General features: G+C 71.0%; 14 protein-coding genes. 12 read left to right on the forward strand and 2 right to left on the reverse strand.

Going from position 1 to position 18,379, the window contains the following annotated elements; genetic code table 11:
• Nucleotides 1–270: 270 nt before the first annotated feature.
• The 6 genes from G3I40_RS15500 (at nucleotide 271) to G3I40_RS15525 (ending at nucleotide 7,297) form a co-directional block, all read left to right on the forward strand.
• The gene (locus G3I40_RS15500; protein WP_164302742.1) at nucleotides 271–1,611 is read left to right on the forward strand and encodes an extracellular solute-binding protein; all 1,341 of its coding nucleotides are present in this window, start codon (nucleotides 271–273) and stop codon (nucleotides 1,609–1,611) included.
• An 85-nt stretch (nucleotides 1,612–1,696) separates the two neighbouring features.
• Nucleotides 1,697–2,635 (forward strand): sugar ABC transporter permease, encoded by a 939-nt coding sequence (locus tag G3I40_RS15505; RefSeq protein ID WP_164302743.1) that lies wholly within the window; start codon nucleotides 1,697–1,699, stop codon nucleotides 2,633–2,635.
• Between the two features lie 4 nt (nucleotides 2,636–2,639).
• Nucleotides 2,640–3,626, forward strand: coding sequence for a carbohydrate ABC transporter permease (locus tag G3I40_RS15510; RefSeq protein WP_164302744.1), 987 nt, complete (start codon nucleotides 2,640–2,642; stop codon nucleotides 3,624–3,626).
• Between the two features lie 101 nt (nucleotides 3,627–3,727).
• Nucleotides 3,728–5,332 carry a glycoside hydrolase family 13 protein gene (locus G3I40_RS15515; RefSeq protein ID WP_164302745.1) on the forward strand — a complete coding sequence of 535 codons (1,605 nt, stop codon included), beginning with the start codon at nucleotides 3,728–3,730 and terminating at the stop codon, nucleotides 5,330–5,332.
• A 69-nt stretch (nucleotides 5,333–5,401) separates the two neighbouring features.
• Complete coding sequence (locus G3I40_RS15520; RefSeq protein WP_164302746.1) at nucleotides 5,402–6,430, forward strand: LacI family DNA-binding transcriptional regulator; 1,029 nt, start codon at nucleotides 5,402–5,404, stop codon at nucleotides 6,428–6,430.
• A gap of 81 nt (nucleotides 6,431–6,511) precedes the next feature.
• Nucleotides 6,512–7,297, forward strand: coding sequence for an SAM-dependent methyltransferase (locus tag G3I40_RS15525; protein ID WP_164302747.1), 786 nt, complete (start codon nucleotides 6,512–6,514; stop codon nucleotides 7,295–7,297).
• A 257-nt stretch (nucleotides 7,298–7,554) separates the two neighbouring features.
• Here the strand turns inward: G3I40_RS15525 and G3I40_RS15530 are convergent, their stop codons facing one another.
• The gene (locus G3I40_RS15530) at nucleotides 7,555–10,680 is read right to left on the reverse strand and encodes a GH92 family glycosyl hydrolase (RefSeq protein ID WP_343244937.1); all 3,126 of its coding nucleotides are present in this window, start codon (nucleotides 10,678–10,680) and stop codon (nucleotides 7,555–7,557) included.
• A gap of 219 nt (nucleotides 10,681–10,899) precedes the next feature.
• Nucleotides 10,900–11,628, reverse strand: coding sequence for an FCD domain-containing protein (locus G3I40_RS15535; protein WP_164302748.1), 729 nt, complete (start codon nucleotides 11,626–11,628; stop codon nucleotides 10,900–10,902).
• A 201-nt stretch (nucleotides 11,629–11,829) separates the two neighbouring features.
• Here G3I40_RS15535 and G3I40_RS15540 point away from each other — a divergent pair, with 201 nt between their 5' ends.
• From G3I40_RS15540 to G3I40_RS15565, 6 genes are all read left to right on the forward strand, one after another.
• Nucleotides 11,830–12,747 (forward strand): aldose 1-epimerase family protein, encoded by a 918-nt coding sequence (locus G3I40_RS15540; RefSeq protein ID WP_239091756.1) that lies wholly within the window; start codon nucleotides 11,830–11,832, stop codon nucleotides 12,745–12,747.
• 53 nt (nucleotides 12,748–12,800) lie between these two features.
• The gene (locus tag G3I40_RS15545) at nucleotides 12,801–14,216 is read left to right on the forward strand and encodes a sugar porter family MFS transporter (protein WP_164302749.1); all 1,416 of its coding nucleotides are present in this window, start codon (nucleotides 12,801–12,803) and stop codon (nucleotides 14,214–14,216) included.
• Complete coding sequence (locus G3I40_RS15550; protein ID WP_164302750.1) at nucleotides 14,213–14,971, forward strand: SDR family oxidoreductase; 759 nt, start codon at nucleotides 14,213–14,215, stop codon at nucleotides 14,969–14,971. The genes G3I40_RS15545 and G3I40_RS15550 overlap by 4 nt, the downstream gene beginning before the upstream one ends.
• Nucleotides 14,972–14,976: 5 nt before the next feature.
• Entirely contained in the window at nucleotides 14,977–16,167 is a 1,191-nt protein-coding gene (dgoD, locus tag G3I40_RS15555) for a galactonate dehydratase (RefSeq protein WP_203644139.1), read from the forward strand.
• A 2-nt stretch (nucleotides 16,168–16,169) separates the two neighbouring features.
• Complete coding sequence (locus G3I40_RS15560) at nucleotides 16,170–17,057, forward strand: SMP-30/gluconolactonase/LRE family protein (RefSeq protein WP_343244938.1); 888 nt, start codon at nucleotides 16,170–16,172, stop codon at nucleotides 17,055–17,057.
• A gap of 125 nt (nucleotides 17,058–17,182) precedes the next feature.
• Nucleotides 17,183–18,379: glycoside hydrolase family 27 protein (locus tag G3I40_RS15565; RefSeq protein ID WP_164302753.1), on the forward strand; the 1,197-nt coding region annotated here is incomplete at its 3' end.

Raw genomic sequence — 18,379 nt, forward strand, 5'->3', positions numbered from 1 at the left:
CGACACCAAGGCCTGAATCTCCCGGGCCGCAGGCGCCACTCCGTCGCCGTACACGACAACGACCGGACGGAATGCCTCCGTTGGCGCAGGACACGCCTGGCTTGCGAGTGCACAGACATCCCCGAGTGCGACGAGTCGCCCGTCGAATGCGTCGTGACACAGTCGTAATCTTGCAAAGGTGCATCGATATCTTGCGTACTTCTGTTCGTCGTCCTAATGTGACGCTCCGAATCAGGGCAGTGCCTGGGCATCACCCCTAGAGGAGCCGTAATGAAGCCCCGTAACCTCGCGATCTTTCTGACCACAGGCCTCGTGCTGAGCACCGTCGCCGCCTGTGGCGGTGACTCGTCGGACGACTCCTCGTCCGGGGGAAGCGTGTCGATCACCGTGGCGTGTCAGCCGGCGAAGACCGCTCCGAAGCAGCGCAAGGCCTGGGACGACGACGTCGCCACGTTCGAGAAGGCGCACCCGGGCGTCAAGGTCAAGAGCACGGACCAGCAGCCGTGTTTCGACCCGAAGACCTTCGCCGCGAAGCTCGCCGGCGGACAGATGGAGACGGTCTTCATGGTGCCCGTCACCAACTACGCCGACGTGATCTCCAAGCGGCAGGCCAAGGACATCACCAGTGACACCAAGTACGTGAAGAACTTCGGTGACATCAAGCAGGACGTGCGCGACATGGTCACCAAGGACGGCAAGGTCTACGGCATCCCGAACGTCAGCTACAGCGTCGGACTCGTCTACAACCGTGCCGTGTTCAAGAAGGCCGGCCTCGACCCGGACACTCCGCCGAAGACCTGGGACGAGGTCCGCGCCGCCGCGAAGAAGATCGCGGCACTCGGCAAGGACTACGTCGGCTACGGCGAGTACGGCGGCGGCGCGACCGGCGGCTGGCACTTCGCGCAGGCCCTCTACAGCCGCGGCGGGGAGATGGTCACCAACCACAAGGCCGCCTTCAACAGCCCCCAGGGCAAGGAGGTGTTGCAGGCCCTGCACGACATGCGCTGGAAGGACAACAGCACCGGCAGCAAGGTCAACATCGGCTGGGAGTCGCTGATGCAGCAGATGGCGGCCGGCAAGACGGGCATGATGCTCGGTGCCCCGGACGTCGTCACCGACGTCGTCCAGAAGTTCCAGGGCAAGGTCGACGACTACGGCATCACCGGGATACCGGACGGCAAGGCGTCGCTCACCGGCGGCGAGGCGTACATGATCAACCCCAAGGCGAGCCCCGCGCAGACCAAGGCGGGCCTGGAGTGGATCGACTTCCAGTTCAACACGCCGGGCAAGGGCCGCTTCGACTTCGCGCGCGGCAAGGCCAACGGTGAGGCCGTGGGCGTGCCGAACAACGACTACATGGGCACCTCGCCCACCGGCCAGAAGATCGTCGAGGGTCGCAAGGCCAACGCCAACCTGCCGATCACGAACTACGAGTCGTACTCCGTCACGTCGGCCGCGGTCGAGCCCAAGCTGGAGCCGGAGAAGGCGCAGGAGCTCTACGCCGTCCTCGACGTGGCCATGTCCGCGGTGCTGACGCGGGAGAACGCCGACCCCGCCAAGTTGCTCAAGGACGCGGAGACCAAGGCGAACTCGATTCTGGCCAAGCCCTGACGCAGACGGTCACGGGGTGCCGCCCACAGCCGCGGCACCCCGCGTCGGCCCGCACAGCAGCCGGAGCCGAGAACGGGAGATCACGATGGAAACACTCACGCTGGAGCCGAAGCAGCGGACCACTCCGCGGCGCCGGCCACGACCGCCCACCAAGCGGGGCCGGGCCGCACGCAGGAACCTGAGCGCGTACGGGTTCCTGTGCGCCGCGCTCTTCTGCTTCGCCATGTTCGCGTGGTGGCCGATCATCAAGGAAGTCCTCCTCAGCTTCCAGCAGACCAACCTCGTCGACGATCCGTCGTGGGTGGGCCTGGACAACTTCCGCACGGTGGTGGACGACCCGGCGTTCGGCCAGGCCTGGCGCAACACCCTGGTCTTCACGCTGCTGGCGCTGCTGTGCGGCTACGTGGTGCCGTTCGCCGTGGCGATCGTGCTCAACGAACTGCGGCACGCCCGGGCGTACTTGCGGTTCGTGGTGTACCTGCCCGTGATGCTCCCGCCGATCGTCGCGGTGCTGCTGTTCCGCTGGTTCTACGATCCGGGACCCGGCCTGTTCAACCAGGCCCTCGACTTCGTGGGGCTGCCGACCCTGTCGTGGCTGGACTCCACCAGCACCGCGCTGATCTCCCTGGTGATCGTCTCCACCTGGATGAACCTGGGCGCCGGCGTACTGATCTACCTGGCGGCCCTGCAGAACATTCCCGGTGACCTGTACGAGGCGGCGGAGCTCGACGGCGCCGGCATCCTCAAGCGCATCTGGCACGTCACGATCCCGCAGACCCGGCTGATCCTGCTGCTGATGCTGATGCTCCAACTCGTCGCCACCATGCAGGTGTTCATCGAGCCGTACATGCTCACGGGCGGCGGCCCGGAGAACGCGACGGTCACCGTCGTCTACCTCATGTACCAGTACGCGTTCGTCTACGGCGGCAACTACGGGGCGGGCAGCGCGCTCGGCCTGATGCTCATGGTCGTCCTGCTGGCGGTCGCCGCGGTGCAGCTCCGGCTGACCCGAGAGGAGAAGTAGGTCCATGGTGCACACCACCGCCCGCCCGGACGCGGCGGAGAAGACCCCGGCGCAACGTCCGCAGGAACGGCGCGGGAAGCGGAAGGCGGCCAGGCGCCGCGGCGCGTGGGCCGAGGGCCATGCGCGGACCATCGTCTCGCCGCTGGAGCTGAAGTCCCGCTGGGGCCGCAAGATCTACTGGACGCTGCTCGTCCTCGTCCTGCTCGTGTTCACCCTGGTGTTCGTCTTCCCTCTCTACTGGATGGTGACCGGGGCGATGAAGTCGGGCGAGGAGATCGCCCAGATGCCGCCCACCTTGTTCCCCAAGGACCCCGACTTCGGTGTCTTCGCCGACGCCTGGAAACTCTTCGACATCGGCACGCTGCTGAAGAACACGCTCTTCTACGCCATCGGTGCCTGGCTGTTCGCGCTCGCGGTGGACGTCTGCGCCGCCTACGCGCTGTCCAAGCTCCGGCCGATGTTCGGCAACGTGATCCTGGCCGGCATGCTGGCCACGCTGATGATCCCGCCGATCGTCGTGATGATCCCGGCGTACATCACGGTGACCAACGTGCCGATCTTCGGCTGGCACCTGCTCAACTCGCCCTGGGCGATCTGGTTCCCGGTGGCCGCCAACGGCTTCAACATCTTTCTCCTGAAGCGCTTCTTCGACTCGATCCCGAACGAGATCCTGGAAGCGGCCGAGATCGACGGCGTGCCCCCCTGGCGGATCCTGGTCTCGATCATCCTGCCGATCTCCCGGCCCATCCTCGGGGTCGTGTCCATCTTCACGGTCGTCATGGTCTTCAAGGACTTCGTCTGGCCGCTGCTCGTGCTGCCCGACAGCGAGAAGATGACCATCAGTGTCGGCCTGTCGCAGACCGCGGGAGCGGTCACGCAGAACCAGATCATGGCCGGACTCGTGATCGCCAGCATCCCGATGATCATCGTGTTCTTCTTCTTCCAGCGCAGCATCATGGCGGGTCTGACCGCCGGAAGCCTCAAGGGCTGACCGAGCCCCGCCACCCCCTGAAGCACTCCGCCGCCGGTCTCTTCATCCATGCCCCCGCGCAGGCCGGCGGCGGGGTCCCACCTGCCCGAAAGGACCGTCCCGTGGCAGCTGTTCCCACGCCTCGCACCGACGACTGGTGGCGCGATGCCGTCATCTACCAGGTGTATCCCCGAAGCTTCGCGGACGGAGACGGCGACGGCACCGGCGACCTGGCGGGCGTGCGCTCCCGGCTGCCGTATCTCGCCGAACTCGGCGTCGACGCCGTCTGGTTCACGCCCTGGTACCTCTCCCCGCTGGTGGACGGCGGCTACGACGTCGCCGACTACCGCACCATCGACCCGGCCTTCGGCACCATCGAGGAGGCCGAGAAGCTGATCTCGGAGGCCGCCGAGTGCGGCATCCGGGTCATCGTCGACATCGTCCCCAACCACGTCTCCGACCAACACGCCTGGTTCCAGGCCGCGTTGGCCGCCGGGCCGAGAAGCCCGGAGCGGGAGCTGTTCCACTTCCGGCCCGGTCGCGGCGAGCACGGCGAACTCCCGCCGAACAACTGGCCGTCGCAGTTCTCCGGGGCCACCTGGACCCGGGTCCCCGACGGCGAGTGGTACCTCCACCTGTTCACTCCCGAACAGCCCGACCTCGACTGGTCCCACCCCGCCGTCCGGCGCGAGCACGAGGACGTACTGCGCTTCTGGTTCGAGCGGGGCGTGGCCGGCGTCCGGATCGACTCCGCCGCGCTGCTCGCCAAGCGGGCCGGACTGCCCGACTTCGAGGAGGGCGTCGACCCGCACCCCTACATCGACCAGGACGAACTCCACGACATCTACCGCTCCTGGCGGGCGATCGCCGACGAGTACGGCGGCGTGTTCGTGGGCGAGGTCTGGCTCCCCGACGCGGAACGCTTCGCCCGCTACCTGCGCCCCGACGAACTGCACACCGCCTTCAACTTCAACTTCCTCTCCTGCCCCTGGGACGCCGGCCGGCTGCGCCGCACCATCGACGACACCCTCGCCGAGCACGCGCCCGTCGAGGCCCCGGCCACCTGGGTGCTGTGCAACCACGACGTGACCCGGACGGTCACCCGGTACGGCCGCGCGGACAGCGGCTTCGACTTCGCGGCCAAGGCCTTCGGCACGCCCAGCGATCTCGCCTCCGGAACGCGGCGCGCCCGCGCCGCGGCCCTGCTGACCCTCGCGCTGCCCGGCTCGGTCTACCTCTACCAGGGCGAGGAACTCGGCCTGCCCGAGGCGGACATCCCGCTGGGCCGCATCCAGGACCCGATGCACTTCCGCTCCGGCGGCACCGACCCGGGCCGCGACGGCTGCCGCGTACCGCTGCCCTGGGCCGCCGACCTGCCGCACTACGGTTTCGGTTCGGACACCGAGCCCTGGCTGCCGCAGCCCGACGACTGGGCGCAGTACGCCGTCGACCGCCAGAGCGCGACCCCGGACTCCATGCTGAGCCTCTACCGCACGGCGCTGCAGCTGCGCCGGTCGGGTGCCGGGTTCGGCGACGGCCCGATGACGTGGCTGCCCGCGGCGGACGGGGTGCTGGCCTTCACCCGGGCCCAGGGGCTGATCTGCGTGGTCAACCTCGGTGACGAACCCGCCGACCTGCCCCCGTACGAGCAGGTGATCCTCACCAGCGGTCCCCTCGACGGGCAGGGGCGGCTGCCGCGCGACACGGCGGCCTGGTTGCGACCCTGACGCAGCGTCAGGACCGGGTGGTACGGGCCTTGTTCCCGCCACATGCGAGACGGGACGGGAACGGGGATCATGACACGACGACTTGCTCAGGTCGCGAAGAAGGTAGGGGTCAGCGAGGCCACGGTCAGCCGTGTCCTCAACGGGCGGCCCGGCGTCTCCGAGGCGACGCGGCAGTCCGTGCTGACGGCGCTGGACGTCCTCGGCTACGAACGCCCGACGCAGTTGCGAGGGGAGCGCTCCCGTCTCGTCGGGCTGGTGATCCCGGAGTTGCAGAACCCGATCTTCCCGGCGTTCGCGGAGGTGATGGGAGGTGCGCTCGCCCAGCGGGGGCTGACGCCCGTGTTGTGCACGCAGACCAAGGGCGGCGCCGCCGAGGCGGACTACGTCGACCTGCTGCTCCAGCAGCAGGTCTCCGGTGTGGTCTTCGCCGGCGGGCTCTTCGCGGAGAGCAACGCGCAGCACGGCCACTACCACCGGCTCGCGGAGCGGCGCATCCCGGTCGTGCTCATCAACGCCGCGGTCGAGGGGATCGACTTCCCCTGCGTGGCCTGTGACGACACGGTCGCCGTCGAACAGGCCTGGCGCCATCTGTCCTCGCTCGGGCACCGGCGGATCGGCCTGGCGCTCGGCCCCCGCGACCACGAGCCGTCGCGCCGCAAGCTCCAGGCGGCACGCGCGCTGGCGCGGGCCGCGGGCACCTCGCTCCCGGACGAGTTCGTCGAGCGGTCGATCTTCTCGCTGGAGGGCGGCCAGGCAGCCGCCACCCGGCTGCTCGCGCGCGGCGTCACCGGCATCGTGTGCGCGAGCGACCCCCTCGCCCTCGGCGCGGTCCGAGCGGCCCGCCGCAGGGGACTGCGCGTCCCGCAGGACCTGTCGGTCGTCGGGTACGACGACTCGTCCTTCATGACCTGCACCGAGCCGCCGCTGTCCACGGTGCGCCAGCCGATCGAGGCGATGGGGCGCGCCGCGGTCGACCTGCTGGTCGCCGCGATCCAGGGCGCCCAGAGCCACCCCGGGGAGTTGCTCTTCGAGCCGGAACTCGTCGTCCGCGGGTCGACCGCACAGGCCCCGGCCGACCTCGTCCATGCCTCGCCGTGAAGGTCTGGCCAGTGGCACAATCGCGGGGCTCGATGATCTCGCTGAAGCGGTCGGTGCCCCTAGTAGACGCTGGAGTCAGGCATGACGAAGCAGTCCGCCGGAAGTCGTCTCGACACGAGCAGGCCCCATCCGGCCCGCGTCTACGACTGGTTGCTGGGCGGCAAGGACAACTACCCGGTCGACCAGGAAGTGGCGAAGCGTCTTCCGCCGGAGTCCCGGCTCAGCGCCCTGCGCAACCGGGCGTTCATGCAGCGCGCCGCGGCCTGGCTGGCGGGCACCGGCATCGACCAGTACCTCGACATCGGCACGGGCATACCGACCAGCCCGAACCTGCACCAGATCGTGCAGGCCGTCGTGCCGTCGGCGCGGGTCGCCTACACCGACAACGACCCGATCGTGCTGCGGCACGCGGAGTCCCTGCTCGCCGGCACGCCCGAGGGGAGCACCGACTACATCGAGGCGGACGTACGCGCACCGGGCGCCATCCTCGAACACGCCCGTACGTTCCTGGACTTCGGGCGTCCCGTCGCTCTGTCGATGATCGCGCTGATGCACTTCCTGCCCGACGAGGAGGACCCCTGCTCCCTGACGCGGACGCTCGTCGACGCGCTCCCTTCGGGCAGTTACTTCGTGTTCTCGCACGGCACGACCGACGAACACCCGCACCTCGCGGACTCGGTGAAGGACACCTACCGCAAGGGCGCGATCCCGCTGCGCATGCGGACGCGGGCCGAGGTCGAGCCGTTCTTCGCGGGCCTGGAGATGGTGGAGCCCGGTCTGGTCACCGCGACCAGGTGGTACAAGGACTCCCCGGCGCCCGCCGAGGAACTGAGCGGCTTCTACGTCGGCGTGGCCCGCGTCCCGTAGGGACCACGGCGGCCCATCTCCCTTCACACACGCAGGAGTCTCAGGGCGCCTGCGCCGATCTGGCCGCCGAGCGAGATCACGAGGTCCGAGGTGGTGGCGAACTCGACGAGGGTCTGCGCGTAGTCGGCCGCCCGGGCTGTTCCACCTTGCTGAACCTCCCCCTGCCCGCTGTGGGCGCCCCGTGAGTAGTGCGCGCTCCCCCGGCACAGCCCAGGGGCCCGCCACCGGACCGGTGACGGGCCCCTGGAGCGCGCAGATCAGCCGAGGCCGACCGAGAAGACGTGCAGGTCACCGTCCTTGGGCAGGGTGACCGACTTGATGTGCTTGCCGTCCGGCACCTCGTACGGCTTGGTGGCGAACACGAACACCGTGTCCGCGCCCTTGCCGTTCGGGGTGTTGCGGTACGCGGCCTTCGCCACGACGGTGTTGCCGTGGACCGGATCGCTGCCGCCGCCCGGCTTGGTCCAGTCGCCGAAGGAGAGGTCCGTCTGCGCCGTGGTCCCGTCGGTGAAGGTCACCGTGGCGCTGTTCTCCTGGTCGCCGTTGGTGGCCGACCCCACGAAGAGGAGCCGCTTCGCGTCCTTCGCGTCGGCGGCGATGTCGAACCGCTGGCCGTTCGCCGTGACGTTGTCGGGGCGGGACGCGGGCGCGCCCGGCCACAGGAAGCGCGTACCGGAGACCTCGGCCGTCGCACCGCCCTTGAGCCCCGCGGCGGCCAGCGCCTGGCGCGAGTAGCTGTTGCCCGCGCCGTCGAAGTCGGCCTCGACCGGGGTGTCGTCGCTGGAGACGCCCGCGGCCGAGTAGGCGCTGCCGAGGGCGGAGGTGATGCCGCCGTCGGCGGCGACCAGCACGATCGCGCTGCGGTGCACGGGATCGCCGTGCTTGCCGCGCACGGTGAGCGGCAGCTCGTAGTAGCCGGGGTCGGTGCCGGCCGCCGCCTTCACCGTCAGCTCGGCGGTGCCGGAACCGGTGCCCGCGGCGAGGTCGATCCTCTTGCCCTGCACCGTCAGCCCGGCGGGGGCGTCCGCGGTGACCGTCAGCGTCCGGTCGCTGCCGGCCAGCCGCTGTGCGGACACCGTGAGCTTCGCGCCGTCGCCGCCCGGGGCGGCGATCACCTGGTTCGGCGTCGCGTACGCGAGGAAGTCCTGCTCGCCGTCGCGGTAGGAGGGCGGCGCCGCCTTCGCCGACGTGGCCCAGGACGTGTCGGGCTTCGTGCCCAGGTCGAAGTCGAGCCGGCCGCCCTTCGTGACCGCCGACTGCGGCAGATACGTACGCTCCCGATCGCGGCCGTCGAGGCGCAGGTCGTGCACGTACGGGGCGTCCGCCGCGGCCTTCGGGGCCCGGATGTCCAGGTCTCGGCCGCCGCCGGGCAGGTCGAGGACCACCCGCGGGAAGAGCGGGCTGTGCACGGACAGGTCGGGGGTGCCCGGGGTGGCCGGGTAGAGCCCGAGGGCGGCCCAGACGTACCAGGACGACTGGGCGCCCAGGTCGTCGTTGCCCGGCTCGCCGTCCGGCGTCGGGCTGAACAGGGTAGTGGCGACGGTGCGCACCTTCTCCTGGGTCTTCCACGGCTGTCCGAGGTGGTTGTAGACCCACGGGACGCCGAAGTCCACCTCGTTGCCGGCCCACATGTACGGCTCGTTCGGCCCGGCGTTGAGCTTGGTGAAGAAGGTGTCGAGCCGCTTGGCCGTGGCGTCGCGGCCGCCCATGGCCTGGATCAGGCCCGCCGTGTTCTGCGGCACCAGCCAGTTGTACTGGGCCGCGTTGCCCTCGTCGAAGCCGTCCTGACCGAACGTGCCCTCGGCGGGTGGCTGGTAGCCGGGCCCGTCGGGGAAGCGGCCGTCCTCGCCGCGCGGGGAGAGGTAGCCGGTCGCCGGATTGAGGATGTTCTGCCAGTTCTGGCCGCGGCGGGTGAAGGTGGCGGCCGTCTTCTTGTCACCGGCGGCCTTCGCCAGCTGCGCGATGCCGAAGTCGTCGATCGCCCACTCCAGGGTGACCGAGGCGCCGACGCGGGAGTGGTCGCCGCGCACGGCGCTGTTGTTCGCGTAGCCGTTCTTCACGTACTCCTCGACGCCCGGCCGCTCCTGGTACGCGCCCGGTGTGTGGTCGACCGAAGTGGCGCCCTTGACCAGGTACTTGAGGGCCGTCTTGAGGTCGAAGTCACGGGCCCCGTACGCGTAGAGGTTCGCGATCAGCGCGACGGAGTTGTCGCCCGTCATCTGTCCCGTGTAGTCGTTCGCCACCGGCCAGCGCGGCCACCAGCCGCCCTGCTCCGCGTCATGGACGAGCGACTGCGCCATGTCGCTGGCCTGCTCGGGGAAGAGCATGGCCTGCAGCGGGGCGAGCGAGCGGTAGGTGTCCCAGTCGGAGAAGTTGGCGTACTGGGTACGGCCCTTGGGCAGCGAACGGACCTTGTCGTCGAAGCCGATGTAGCGGCCGTCGGCGTCGTTGAAGGTGTTCGGGTGCACCAGCGAGTGGTAGAGGAAGGTGTAGAACATCTTCCTCTCGTCGCTCGTGCCGCCGCCGATCCTGATCTTGCGCAGCGCCTCGGTCCACTGGCCCCGGGTCTGCTTGCGCACGTCGTCCAGGTCCCAACCGGGCACCTCCGAGGCCATGTTGGCCTTGGCGCCGTCGACCGAGACGTACGACATGGCGACCTTCGCGCGCACCGTGCGGTCCTTGGCCGCGTCGAACGTCAGGTAGGCGCCCGCCTCGGGGGCGTCCGCCGAGTCGCCGCCCTCGGTCACGGTCTTCCCGTCCCAGGTGCCGTGAGCGGTGAAGGGGCGGTCGAAGGTGATCGCGTAGTGGACGGTGTACTCGTTGCCCTTGCCGCAGAAGTTGCCGGTGGTCGCGGAGCCGGTGACCTCGCGGTCGCCGGTGATCTTCAGGTCGGCCTGCTTGTCGCCGGAGAGGCTGCCGCCGCCCTTGACGAGGACCTGCGCCGCGTCGCCGGTGCCGGCGGGGAAGGTGAAGGCGGCCAGGCCCGTGCGCGTCGTGGCGGTCAGCTCGGTGCGGACCTTCGCGTCGGCGCCGGTGGTCACGGCGTAATAGCCGGCCTCGGCCTTCTCGTCCTCGTGCGTGAACGGCTCGGTGCGGTCCCACGGCGCGGCGCCGACGTCCCCCGCGACCGGCAGCAGTGGCACGTCGCCGAAGGCGGTGCAGCCCACCGAGGCGTGGTTGAGGCTGAAGCCCTTGATCTTGCTGCTGTGGTACTGGTACCCGGCGTACGAACCCTCGGTGTCCGGTGAGAACTGCATCATGCCGAACGGGGTGGACGGGCCGGGGAAGTTGTTGATCTCGCCGACCGATTCACCGCCCTTTCCGGTGCCGATCAGCGGGTCCACGTAGTCGGCGGGATCGTCGACCAGTGCGGCACTCCCCACCTTTGACAACGTTGTCACATCGGCCGATGCCACCCCGCCCGATCCCATGGCCAACGCCGCCACGACAGCGGCGACAACGGTGACTTGCGGTCTGATACGTCTCACGTGCGGCTCCTGTGCAATGACGTCACGGCCCTCACACAGTCAGGCATGCCCGCGTCGAGGTCAAGAGCCGGGACTCCAGGTCAACGGCCCAACCCGCCCCCGGCGCGGGCGAATTCAGCTCCCGCCGCGCCGGACCGCGGCCCCGCCGCGCACCGCCGCGTCCAGGTCGCGCTCCGCCTTGGCGAGCAGCTGCGCCATGGCGGCGCCGGAGCGGTCCGCGTCGCCGTCACGGATCGCGTCGAGGACGGCGCGGTGGCTGGGTACGGGGTCGTCGGCGCAGCCGTGCGGCCCGTGCACGATGCTGTCGCGGGCCCGCAGCGCGGGGGCCATGAGTTCGTGCAACCTGGCCAGCATCTCGTTGCCGGACGCCACGAGGAGCGCGTGGTGGAAGGCGGAGTCGGCAGCGACGGCCTCGGCCGCGTCGGACCCGGCGCGCGCCATGGCGTCCAAGGCGCTTTCCAGATCGGCGAGTTGTTCCTGCGTGCGGCGTTCGGCCGCCCGGCGCACGGCGGCGGGTTCGACGATGGAACGCATCTCGGCGAGGTCGCGCAGCACAACCTCGGCCTCGCCGCCCTCGATGCGCCAGCGGATCACGTCGCCGTCCAGGACGTTCCAGTCGGTGCGCGGCCGCACGAAGGTGCCGCGCTTCTGGCGCGAGGCGACCAGGCCCTTGCCGGCGATGACCTTGAGGGCTTCGCGGATCACGGTGAGGCTGACGCCCATCTCGTCCACGAGGGTGCGCGGGTCGAGCGTGGCGCCCACCGCGACCTGTCCCCCGACGACGCGGGAGCCGAGCGACTCGACGACGTCCCCGTGCACTCCGCGCCCGGCGTAGGACACCATGTTCCGCTCCCCTCCGCGCGACGGCCGGATGCCGCTCGCGCCACCAACGAGCGCCACTTTAATTCCTAATTTTTTGAAGCTCAATGCCGGGCCGGGCCCCCTCGCTCCAGAAATTAATTATGAATAATCCTTGACGGGTGTGTGTCCCGGGTGGTGCAGTCCTGGTCGTAGCCCTGCCGCCCGCACCCCGAGGACCGTCCGTTGCCCTACGCCGCCCTGCCCCTGTCGGGCACCCAGCTCCGTCTGTCCGCGGGGCCCTACACCGCGAGCGTCGCCGGAGTCGGCGCGACGCTGCGCGAACTGGCCCATGAAGGGCGCCCGTTGATCCTCGGCTTCGACGCCGACGAACCGGCGCCCGCGGCACACGGGCAGATCCTCGCGCCCTGGCCCAACCGACTGGCCCAGGGGCGCTACACGTTCGACGGCGCCGACCACGAACTCCCGCTGGACGAGCGGGAACCGGCCGCGGCGCTGCACGGACTCGTCGCCTGGCAGACGTGGACGCCCGAGGCCGCACCGCACGCAGCGAACGAGGTCACCCTCGGCCTCGACCTGGCCGCCCGCCCCGGATACCCCTTCGCCCTGCGCCTCACCGCCACGTACCGGCTCGACCCGCACGACGGCCTCACCGCCCGCGTCACGGTCGTCAACCGGTCCTCGCGGCCCGCCCCGTTCGGCCTCGGCGCACACCCGTACCTGACGCTCGGGGCGGGCATCGACGACTGCACCGTGCAGGTGGCCGCCGAGCGGTGTCTGCATCCCGATGCCCGGATGCTCCCGGACGGCGAACCGCGCCCCGTCGACGGCACCCCGCAAGACCTGCGCCGACCCCGCGCGTTGAGGGGCGGCGTGCTCAACCACGCCTACACCGCACTGCACCGCGACGACGCCGGGCGCGCCTGGGCCCGGCTGCGCTCCCCCGAGGGCGGCGCGGTCGACCTCTGGGCGGACGAGGCCTTCGGGTGGCTGCAGCTCTACACCGCCGACCACTTCGGGCGGACCGGGCTCGCGGTGGAGCCGATGACCTGCCCGCCGAACGCGCTCTCCAGCGGCCACGACGTGATCGTCCTCGCTCCGGGCGAGGAGCGCCGCGCCACCTGGGGCATCCGCGTGCCCTGACCCCCCGCCCGCACGTCCCGGCTCCGCACGGAGCCGCCGCTCAGGGAAAGAACATGACGCACCTACCATCCGCTCCCCCCGCCGACGCCACCGCGTCCCGGCCCGCTCTGCTGCACGTGGTCTACGTCGCCGCCGCGGCCGCGATGGGCGGCTTCCTCTTCGGCTACGACAGCTCCGTCATCAACGGCGCCGTCGAGGCCGTACGCGACCGGTACGACATCGGCCCGGCGGCGCTCGCCCAGGTCATCGCCATCGCCCTCATCGGCTCCGCCGCCGGGGCAGCGGTCGCGGGGCGCCTGGCCGACCGCATCGGCCGCATCCCCTGCATGCGCATCGCGGCCGCGCTGTTCACCGTCAGCGCGGTCGGCTCGGCCCTCCCGTTCTCGCTCTGGGACCTGTCGTTGTGGCGGGTGATCGGCGGCTTCGGCATCGGCATGGCCTCCGTCATCGGCCCGGCCTACATAGCGGAGGTCGCCCCGCCCGCGTACCGGGGACGCCTCGCCGCCTTCCAGCAGGCCGCCATCGTCATCGGCATCGCCGTCTCCCAGCTGGTCAACTGGCTCATCCTGTCGCTCGCCGACGGGGAGCAGCGCGGGCACCTCGCCGGCCTGGAGGCCTGGCAGTGGATGCTCGGTGTCATGGTGGTGCCCTCGCTCGTCTACGGCGTCCTGTCGTTCACGCTTCCCGAGTCGCCCCGCCATCTGATCGCCCGCGGCCGCACCGCCGAGGCGCGCCGGGTGCTCGCCCGGCTGGAGGGCGAGGGCAGCGCGCTCGACGCCCGGATCGACGAGATCCGCGGCCACATGAGCCGCGACCGGCGCTCGACCTTCCGCGATCTGCGCGGAAAGGCCCTCGGACTGCGCGGCATCGTCTGGGTCGGCATCGGCATGGCCCTGTTCCAGCAGCTCGTCGGCATCAACGTCGCCTTCTACTACTCGGCGACCCTGTGGCAGTCGGTGGGCATCGACCCGAACAGCTCCTTCCTCTACTCCTTCACCACCTCCCTCATCAACATCGTCGGCACCGTCGTCGCGATGCTGCTGGTGGACCGGGTGGGACGCAAGCCGCTGATCCTGGCGGGCTCCGCGGGGATGACCGTGTCCCTCGCCTGTGAGGCGTGGGCGTTCTCCGCGGACCTGGTCGACGGCAGGCTCCCGCACACCCAGGGCCTGGTGGCGCTCGTCGCGGCCCATGTGTTCGTGCTCTGCTTCGCCTCGTCGTGGGGCGTCGTGCTGTGGGTGATGCTCGGCGAGATGTTCCCCGCCGCGATCCGCGCCGCCGCCCTCGGTGTGTCCTCGGCCGCCGTATGGGTGGCCAACTGGGCGATCACCGCGACATTCCCGAGCCTGTCCGAGTGGAGCCTGGGCGGCACGTATCTGATCTACACAGCCTTCGCGCTGCTCTCCCTGCCCTTCGCCGCGAAGTGCGTGCGCGAGACCCGGGGCAGGACCCTCGAGGAGATGGGATGACCGGCATGGAACGCTTCACCGATCAGGTCGCCGTCGTGACCGGGGCCGCCGCCGGCATCGGCGCGGCCACCGCACGGCGCCTCGCGGCGGAGGGCGCGGCCGTCGTCCTCACCGACATCGACGCCGAGCACGGCGAGCGCACCGCGCAGGGCTTGCGCGAACAGGGCGCCCGGGCCGCCTTCGTCCGCGCGGACGTGGCCGACGAGGCGGACTGGGAGCGGGTGATGGACGCCGCGCACGGCTTCGGCCCGGTGCGCGTACTCGTCTCGAACGCGTACACCGTGGAGCTCGCACCGGCCGGCGAGATGACCCGAGCATCCTGGGAGCGGCAGGTCGCCGTCAACCTGACCGGCGGGTTCCTCGGCTTCCAGGCAGTGCAGCCCGACATGTCCGCGCACGGCGGGGCCGTCGTCTACACCTCGTCCGTGCATGCGCACATGGGGCTGCCGGGCCGTCCCGCCTACGCCGCGACGAAGGGCGCGGTGCTGTCCCTGTGCAGCCAGTTGGCCGTCGAGTACGGACCGGACATCCGCGTCAACGCCGTGCTGCCCGGCCCGATCCTGACCGGCGCGTGGGACGGCATCGGCGAACAGGACCGGGCCCGCAGCGTCGCCGAGACGGCGGCCGCCCGCTTCGGCACCCCGGAGGAGGTCGCGGCGGCCATCGCGTTCCTCGCGTCCGCCGAGGCCGGCTTCGTCACCGGCACCAGCCTGCTCGTGGACGGCGGCTGGAGCGTCGTCAAGTCCTCGTCCTGACCGCCCTGTCCGGCTCATCGGCTGCTTTCCCCGAAAGGTCCGCGCACCCTGTGAAGATCGCTCGTATCGAAACGTTCCAAATACCCCCGCGGTGGCTGTTCTGCCGCATCGAGACCGACGACGGGCTCGTCGGCTGGGGCGAACCCGTCGTCGAGGGCCGGGCGGAAGTGGTCCGCGCCGCCGTCGACGTGCTCGCCGAGTACCTCGTCGGCCAGGACCCATTGCGCATCCAGGACCACTGGCAGGTCCTCACCAAGGGCGGCTTCTACCGCGGCGGCCCCGTGCTCTCCAGCGCGGTGGCCGGCCTCGACCAGGCGCTGTGGGACATCGCGGGCCAGGCCTACCAGGCCCCTGTGCACGCCCTGCTCGGCGGCCCGGTGCGCGACGCGGTGCGGGTCTACGCGTGGGTGGGCGGCGACGAACCCGCCCAGTTGGCCGAGGAGATCAGCGCCCAGGTCGAGCACGGCTTCACCGCGGTGAAGATGAACGCGGCAGGACGGACCGCTCCCCTGCCGGGCCGCGCCGAGGTCCAGGAGGTCGTCGACCGCGTCGCCGTCGCGCGCGACGTGCTCGGCCCGGACCGTGACGTCGCGGTCGACTTCCACGGCCGGTTCACCCCCGCGGGCGCCCGCCGCGTGCTGGACGAGATCGCGCCGCTGCACCCCCTGTTCGCGGAGGAGCCGCTGCTGCCCGAGCACGGCCATCTGCTGCGCGGCCTCGTGGAGAGCACGAGCGTGCCGGTGGCGACCGGTGAACGGCTGTACGGCAGGGCCGAGTTCCTGCCCGCGCTGCAGGCCGGCATCGCCGTGGCACAGCCGGACCTCTCGCACGCGGGCGGCATCTCGGAGGTGCACCGCATCGCCTCCCTGGCCGACACCTTCGGCGCCTTGCTGGCACCGCACTGCCCGCTCGGCCCGATCGCCCTCGCCGCCAGCCTGCAGATCGCCTTCGCCACGCCCAACTTCCTCATCCAGGAACAGAGTCGGGGCATCCACTACAACCGCTCCGCCGACCTGCTCTCGTACGTCCTCGATCCCGAGCCGTTCCGCTTCACCGACGGGCAGGCCACCCGCACCACCCTGCCGGGGCTCGGCGTACGGGTCGACGAGGCCGCGGTGCGCAAGGCCGACAGCACCGGACACCGCTGGCGCAACCCCGTGTGGCGCCACGACGACGGAAGTTTCGCGGAGTGGTGAGCGTGCACGCGACGAGCACGGACCGGCTGGAACTCGGCGAGGGCGTGCGCTGGACGCAAGGCGGGCTCGTCCTCACCGACATCCTCACGGGCCGGCTGCTGACCCTGCCCCCCGCCTCCCCGCCGGACGGCTCCGGTCCGCTGCGCGAACTGCTCCAACTGCCCTTCCCCCTGGGGGCGGTGGCCCCCGTCGCGGACGCGCCCGGCACATGGATCGCCGCCGCCGACACCGGGATCTGCCTGCTGCGCCCGGACACACCACCGCGCTGGGCGGCGCGGCCGCCGCAGGACCCGGCGCGGCCGTTCCGGATGAACGACGCGACGGCCGATCCGGCGGGCCGGTTCTGGGCGGGCTCCATGGCGTACGACGCGGCTCCCGGCCGGGGAGCGCTGTGGCGCGTGGATCCCGACGGGACGGTCACCCGCGTCCTGGACGGCCTGACCGTGCCCAACGGACCGGTGTTCACGGCCGACGGCCGGACGCTGTACCTGGCGGACAGCGCCCGCGGACGCCTGCTGCGCCACGCCGTCGACCCGGCGTCGGGCGCCCTCGATGAGGGCGAGCTCTTCGCGACGGTGACGTCCGGCAGCCCCGATGGCATGGCGGTGGACCTCAACGGCGGGGTGTGGAGCGCCGTGTGGGGCGCGGGAGTGCTGCATCACTACCGCGCGGACGGCACGTTGGACGAGGTCGTGCCCGTGCCCGTACGCCAGCCGGCCGGGCTGTGCCTGGGTGGCGCGGACGGCAGGACCCTGTTCGTGACGAGCGCGCGCATCGGCCTGGAACGCCCCGGCCCGCTGGACGGCGCCCTGCTGCGCCTGCGGGTCGACGTGCCCGGGGCGCCCGCCTGCGCGTTCCGTTCCGGGTCACACCCACCTCTCAATTTTTAGTTAATTAGTAATTGTTGTTGACAGGGTCGACCCCTGAGGCGACAGTCGTCCGAGCACTTCCCCTCCGGCGCCCGCCCACGGCGGACGACGCCACCCCTCGTTGGTCATCACCTCAGGAGAGCTCTGTGACTTCACCCCGCGCAGCCACGACGCGGACGGCCGCGCTCGCCGCCCTCCTCGTCGCGGCCGTACTGTCCCCGGCGCTCCCCGCCGCGGCGGCCGGCCACGCTCCCGCGCACGACGAGCCCAGCGCCCTCGCCCCGACCCCGTACATGGGCTGGAACACCTACTTCGGGCTCGGCGCCCCGACCGAGAAGGACGTCAAGAGCGTCGCCGACTTCCTGGTCAGCAGCGGCCTGCGCACGAGCGGCTACGACATCGTCTGGCTGGACGGCGGCTGGCAGGCGGACACCCCGCGCGACAGCGCGGGCCATCTCGTCGCCCACCCGGGCCGGTTCCCGTCGGGCATCCCCGCACTCGTCGACTACCTGCACCGCCGCGGCCTGAAGGCGGGCATCTACACGGACGCCGGGACGTACGACGGCGGCAAGAGCTGCGGACTCGGCAGCCGCGGCCACTACACCGAGGACGCACAGCAGTTCGCCGGCTGGAAGGTCGACGCGATCAAGGTCGACTTCCTGTGCGGGATCGCCGAGAAGGCCGACCCGGAACCGGCGTTCAAGGAGTTCGGCGACGCCGTCCGCAAGACGGGACGGCCGATGCTCCTCAACCTCTGCAACCCGCTGACCGACGACTGGGGCGTGCCGCACACCCCGGCCCAGGACGCGCACAACTCCTACCGGTTCGGGCCCGGGCTTGCCGACTCCTGGCGCACCGGCACCGACGTCGCCTACGGCACCCCGTCGAAGGGCCAATGGCCCAACATCCTGCGCAACATGGACGCCAACATGGCGCACCCCGAGGCGCAGAGCCCCGGCCACTACAACGACCCCGACTACCTCATCCCGCTGCGGAAGCTGGCGGACGGCACCCCCGAACTCACCACCGAGGAGTCCACGACCCAGCTGGTCATGTGGGCGCTGATGGGTTCACCGCTGGTCATCGGCTCGGACCCGCGCACGCTGCCGCAGGGCATGCTCGACACGCTGCGCAACCCGGAGATCATCGGCGTGGACCAGGACCCGCTCGCCGTCCAGGGCGTCCGGGTGGCGAGCGACGCCACCGGCGACGTCTACAGCAAGGTCCTGACCGGGGCGGGCCACCGGGCCGTCGCCCTGCTCAACCGCTCGGACCACGCGGCGCAGCGCACCGTGCGCTTCGCCGACGCGGGGCTCGACGGCCCGGTGCGCGTCCGCGATCTG

Source organism: Streptomyces sp. SID14478 (assembly GCF_010548525.1).
Classification (GTDB): domain Bacteria; phylum Actinomycetota; class Actinomycetes; order Streptomycetales; family Streptomycetaceae; genus Streptomyces.

Bases quoted from the DNA above. Each gene is read 5' to 3' on its own strand.
- G3I40_RS15500 (WP_164302742.1), top strand. From the start codon at position 271: ATGAAGCCCCGTAACCTCGCGATCTTTCTGACCACAGGCCTCGTGCTG.
- G3I40_RS15505 (WP_164302743.1), top strand. From the start codon at position 1,697: ATGGAAACACTCACGCTGGAGCCGAAGCAGCGGACCACTCCGCGGCGC.
- G3I40_RS15510 (WP_164302744.1), top strand. From the start codon at position 2,640: ATGGTGCACACCACCGCCCGCCCGGACGCGGCGGAGAAGACCCCGGCG.
- G3I40_RS15520 (WP_164302746.1), top strand. From the start codon at position 5,402: ATGACACGACGACTTGCTCAGGTCGCGAAGAAGGTAGGGGTCAGCGAG.
- G3I40_RS15525 (WP_164302747.1), top strand. From the start codon at position 6,512: ATGACGAAGCAGTCCGCCGGAAGTCGTCTCGACACGAGCAGGCCCCAT.
- G3I40_RS15535 (WP_164302748.1), bottom strand. From the start codon at position 11,628: ATGGTGTCCTACGCCGGGCGCGGAGTGCACGGGGACGTCGTCGAGTCG.
- G3I40_RS15545 (WP_164302749.1), top strand. From the start codon at position 12,801: ATGACGCACCTACCATCCGCTCCCCCCGCCGACGCCACCGCGTCCCGG.
- G3I40_RS15550 (WP_164302750.1), top strand. From the start codon at position 14,213: ATGACCGGCATGGAACGCTTCACCGATCAGGTCGCCGTCGTGACCGGG.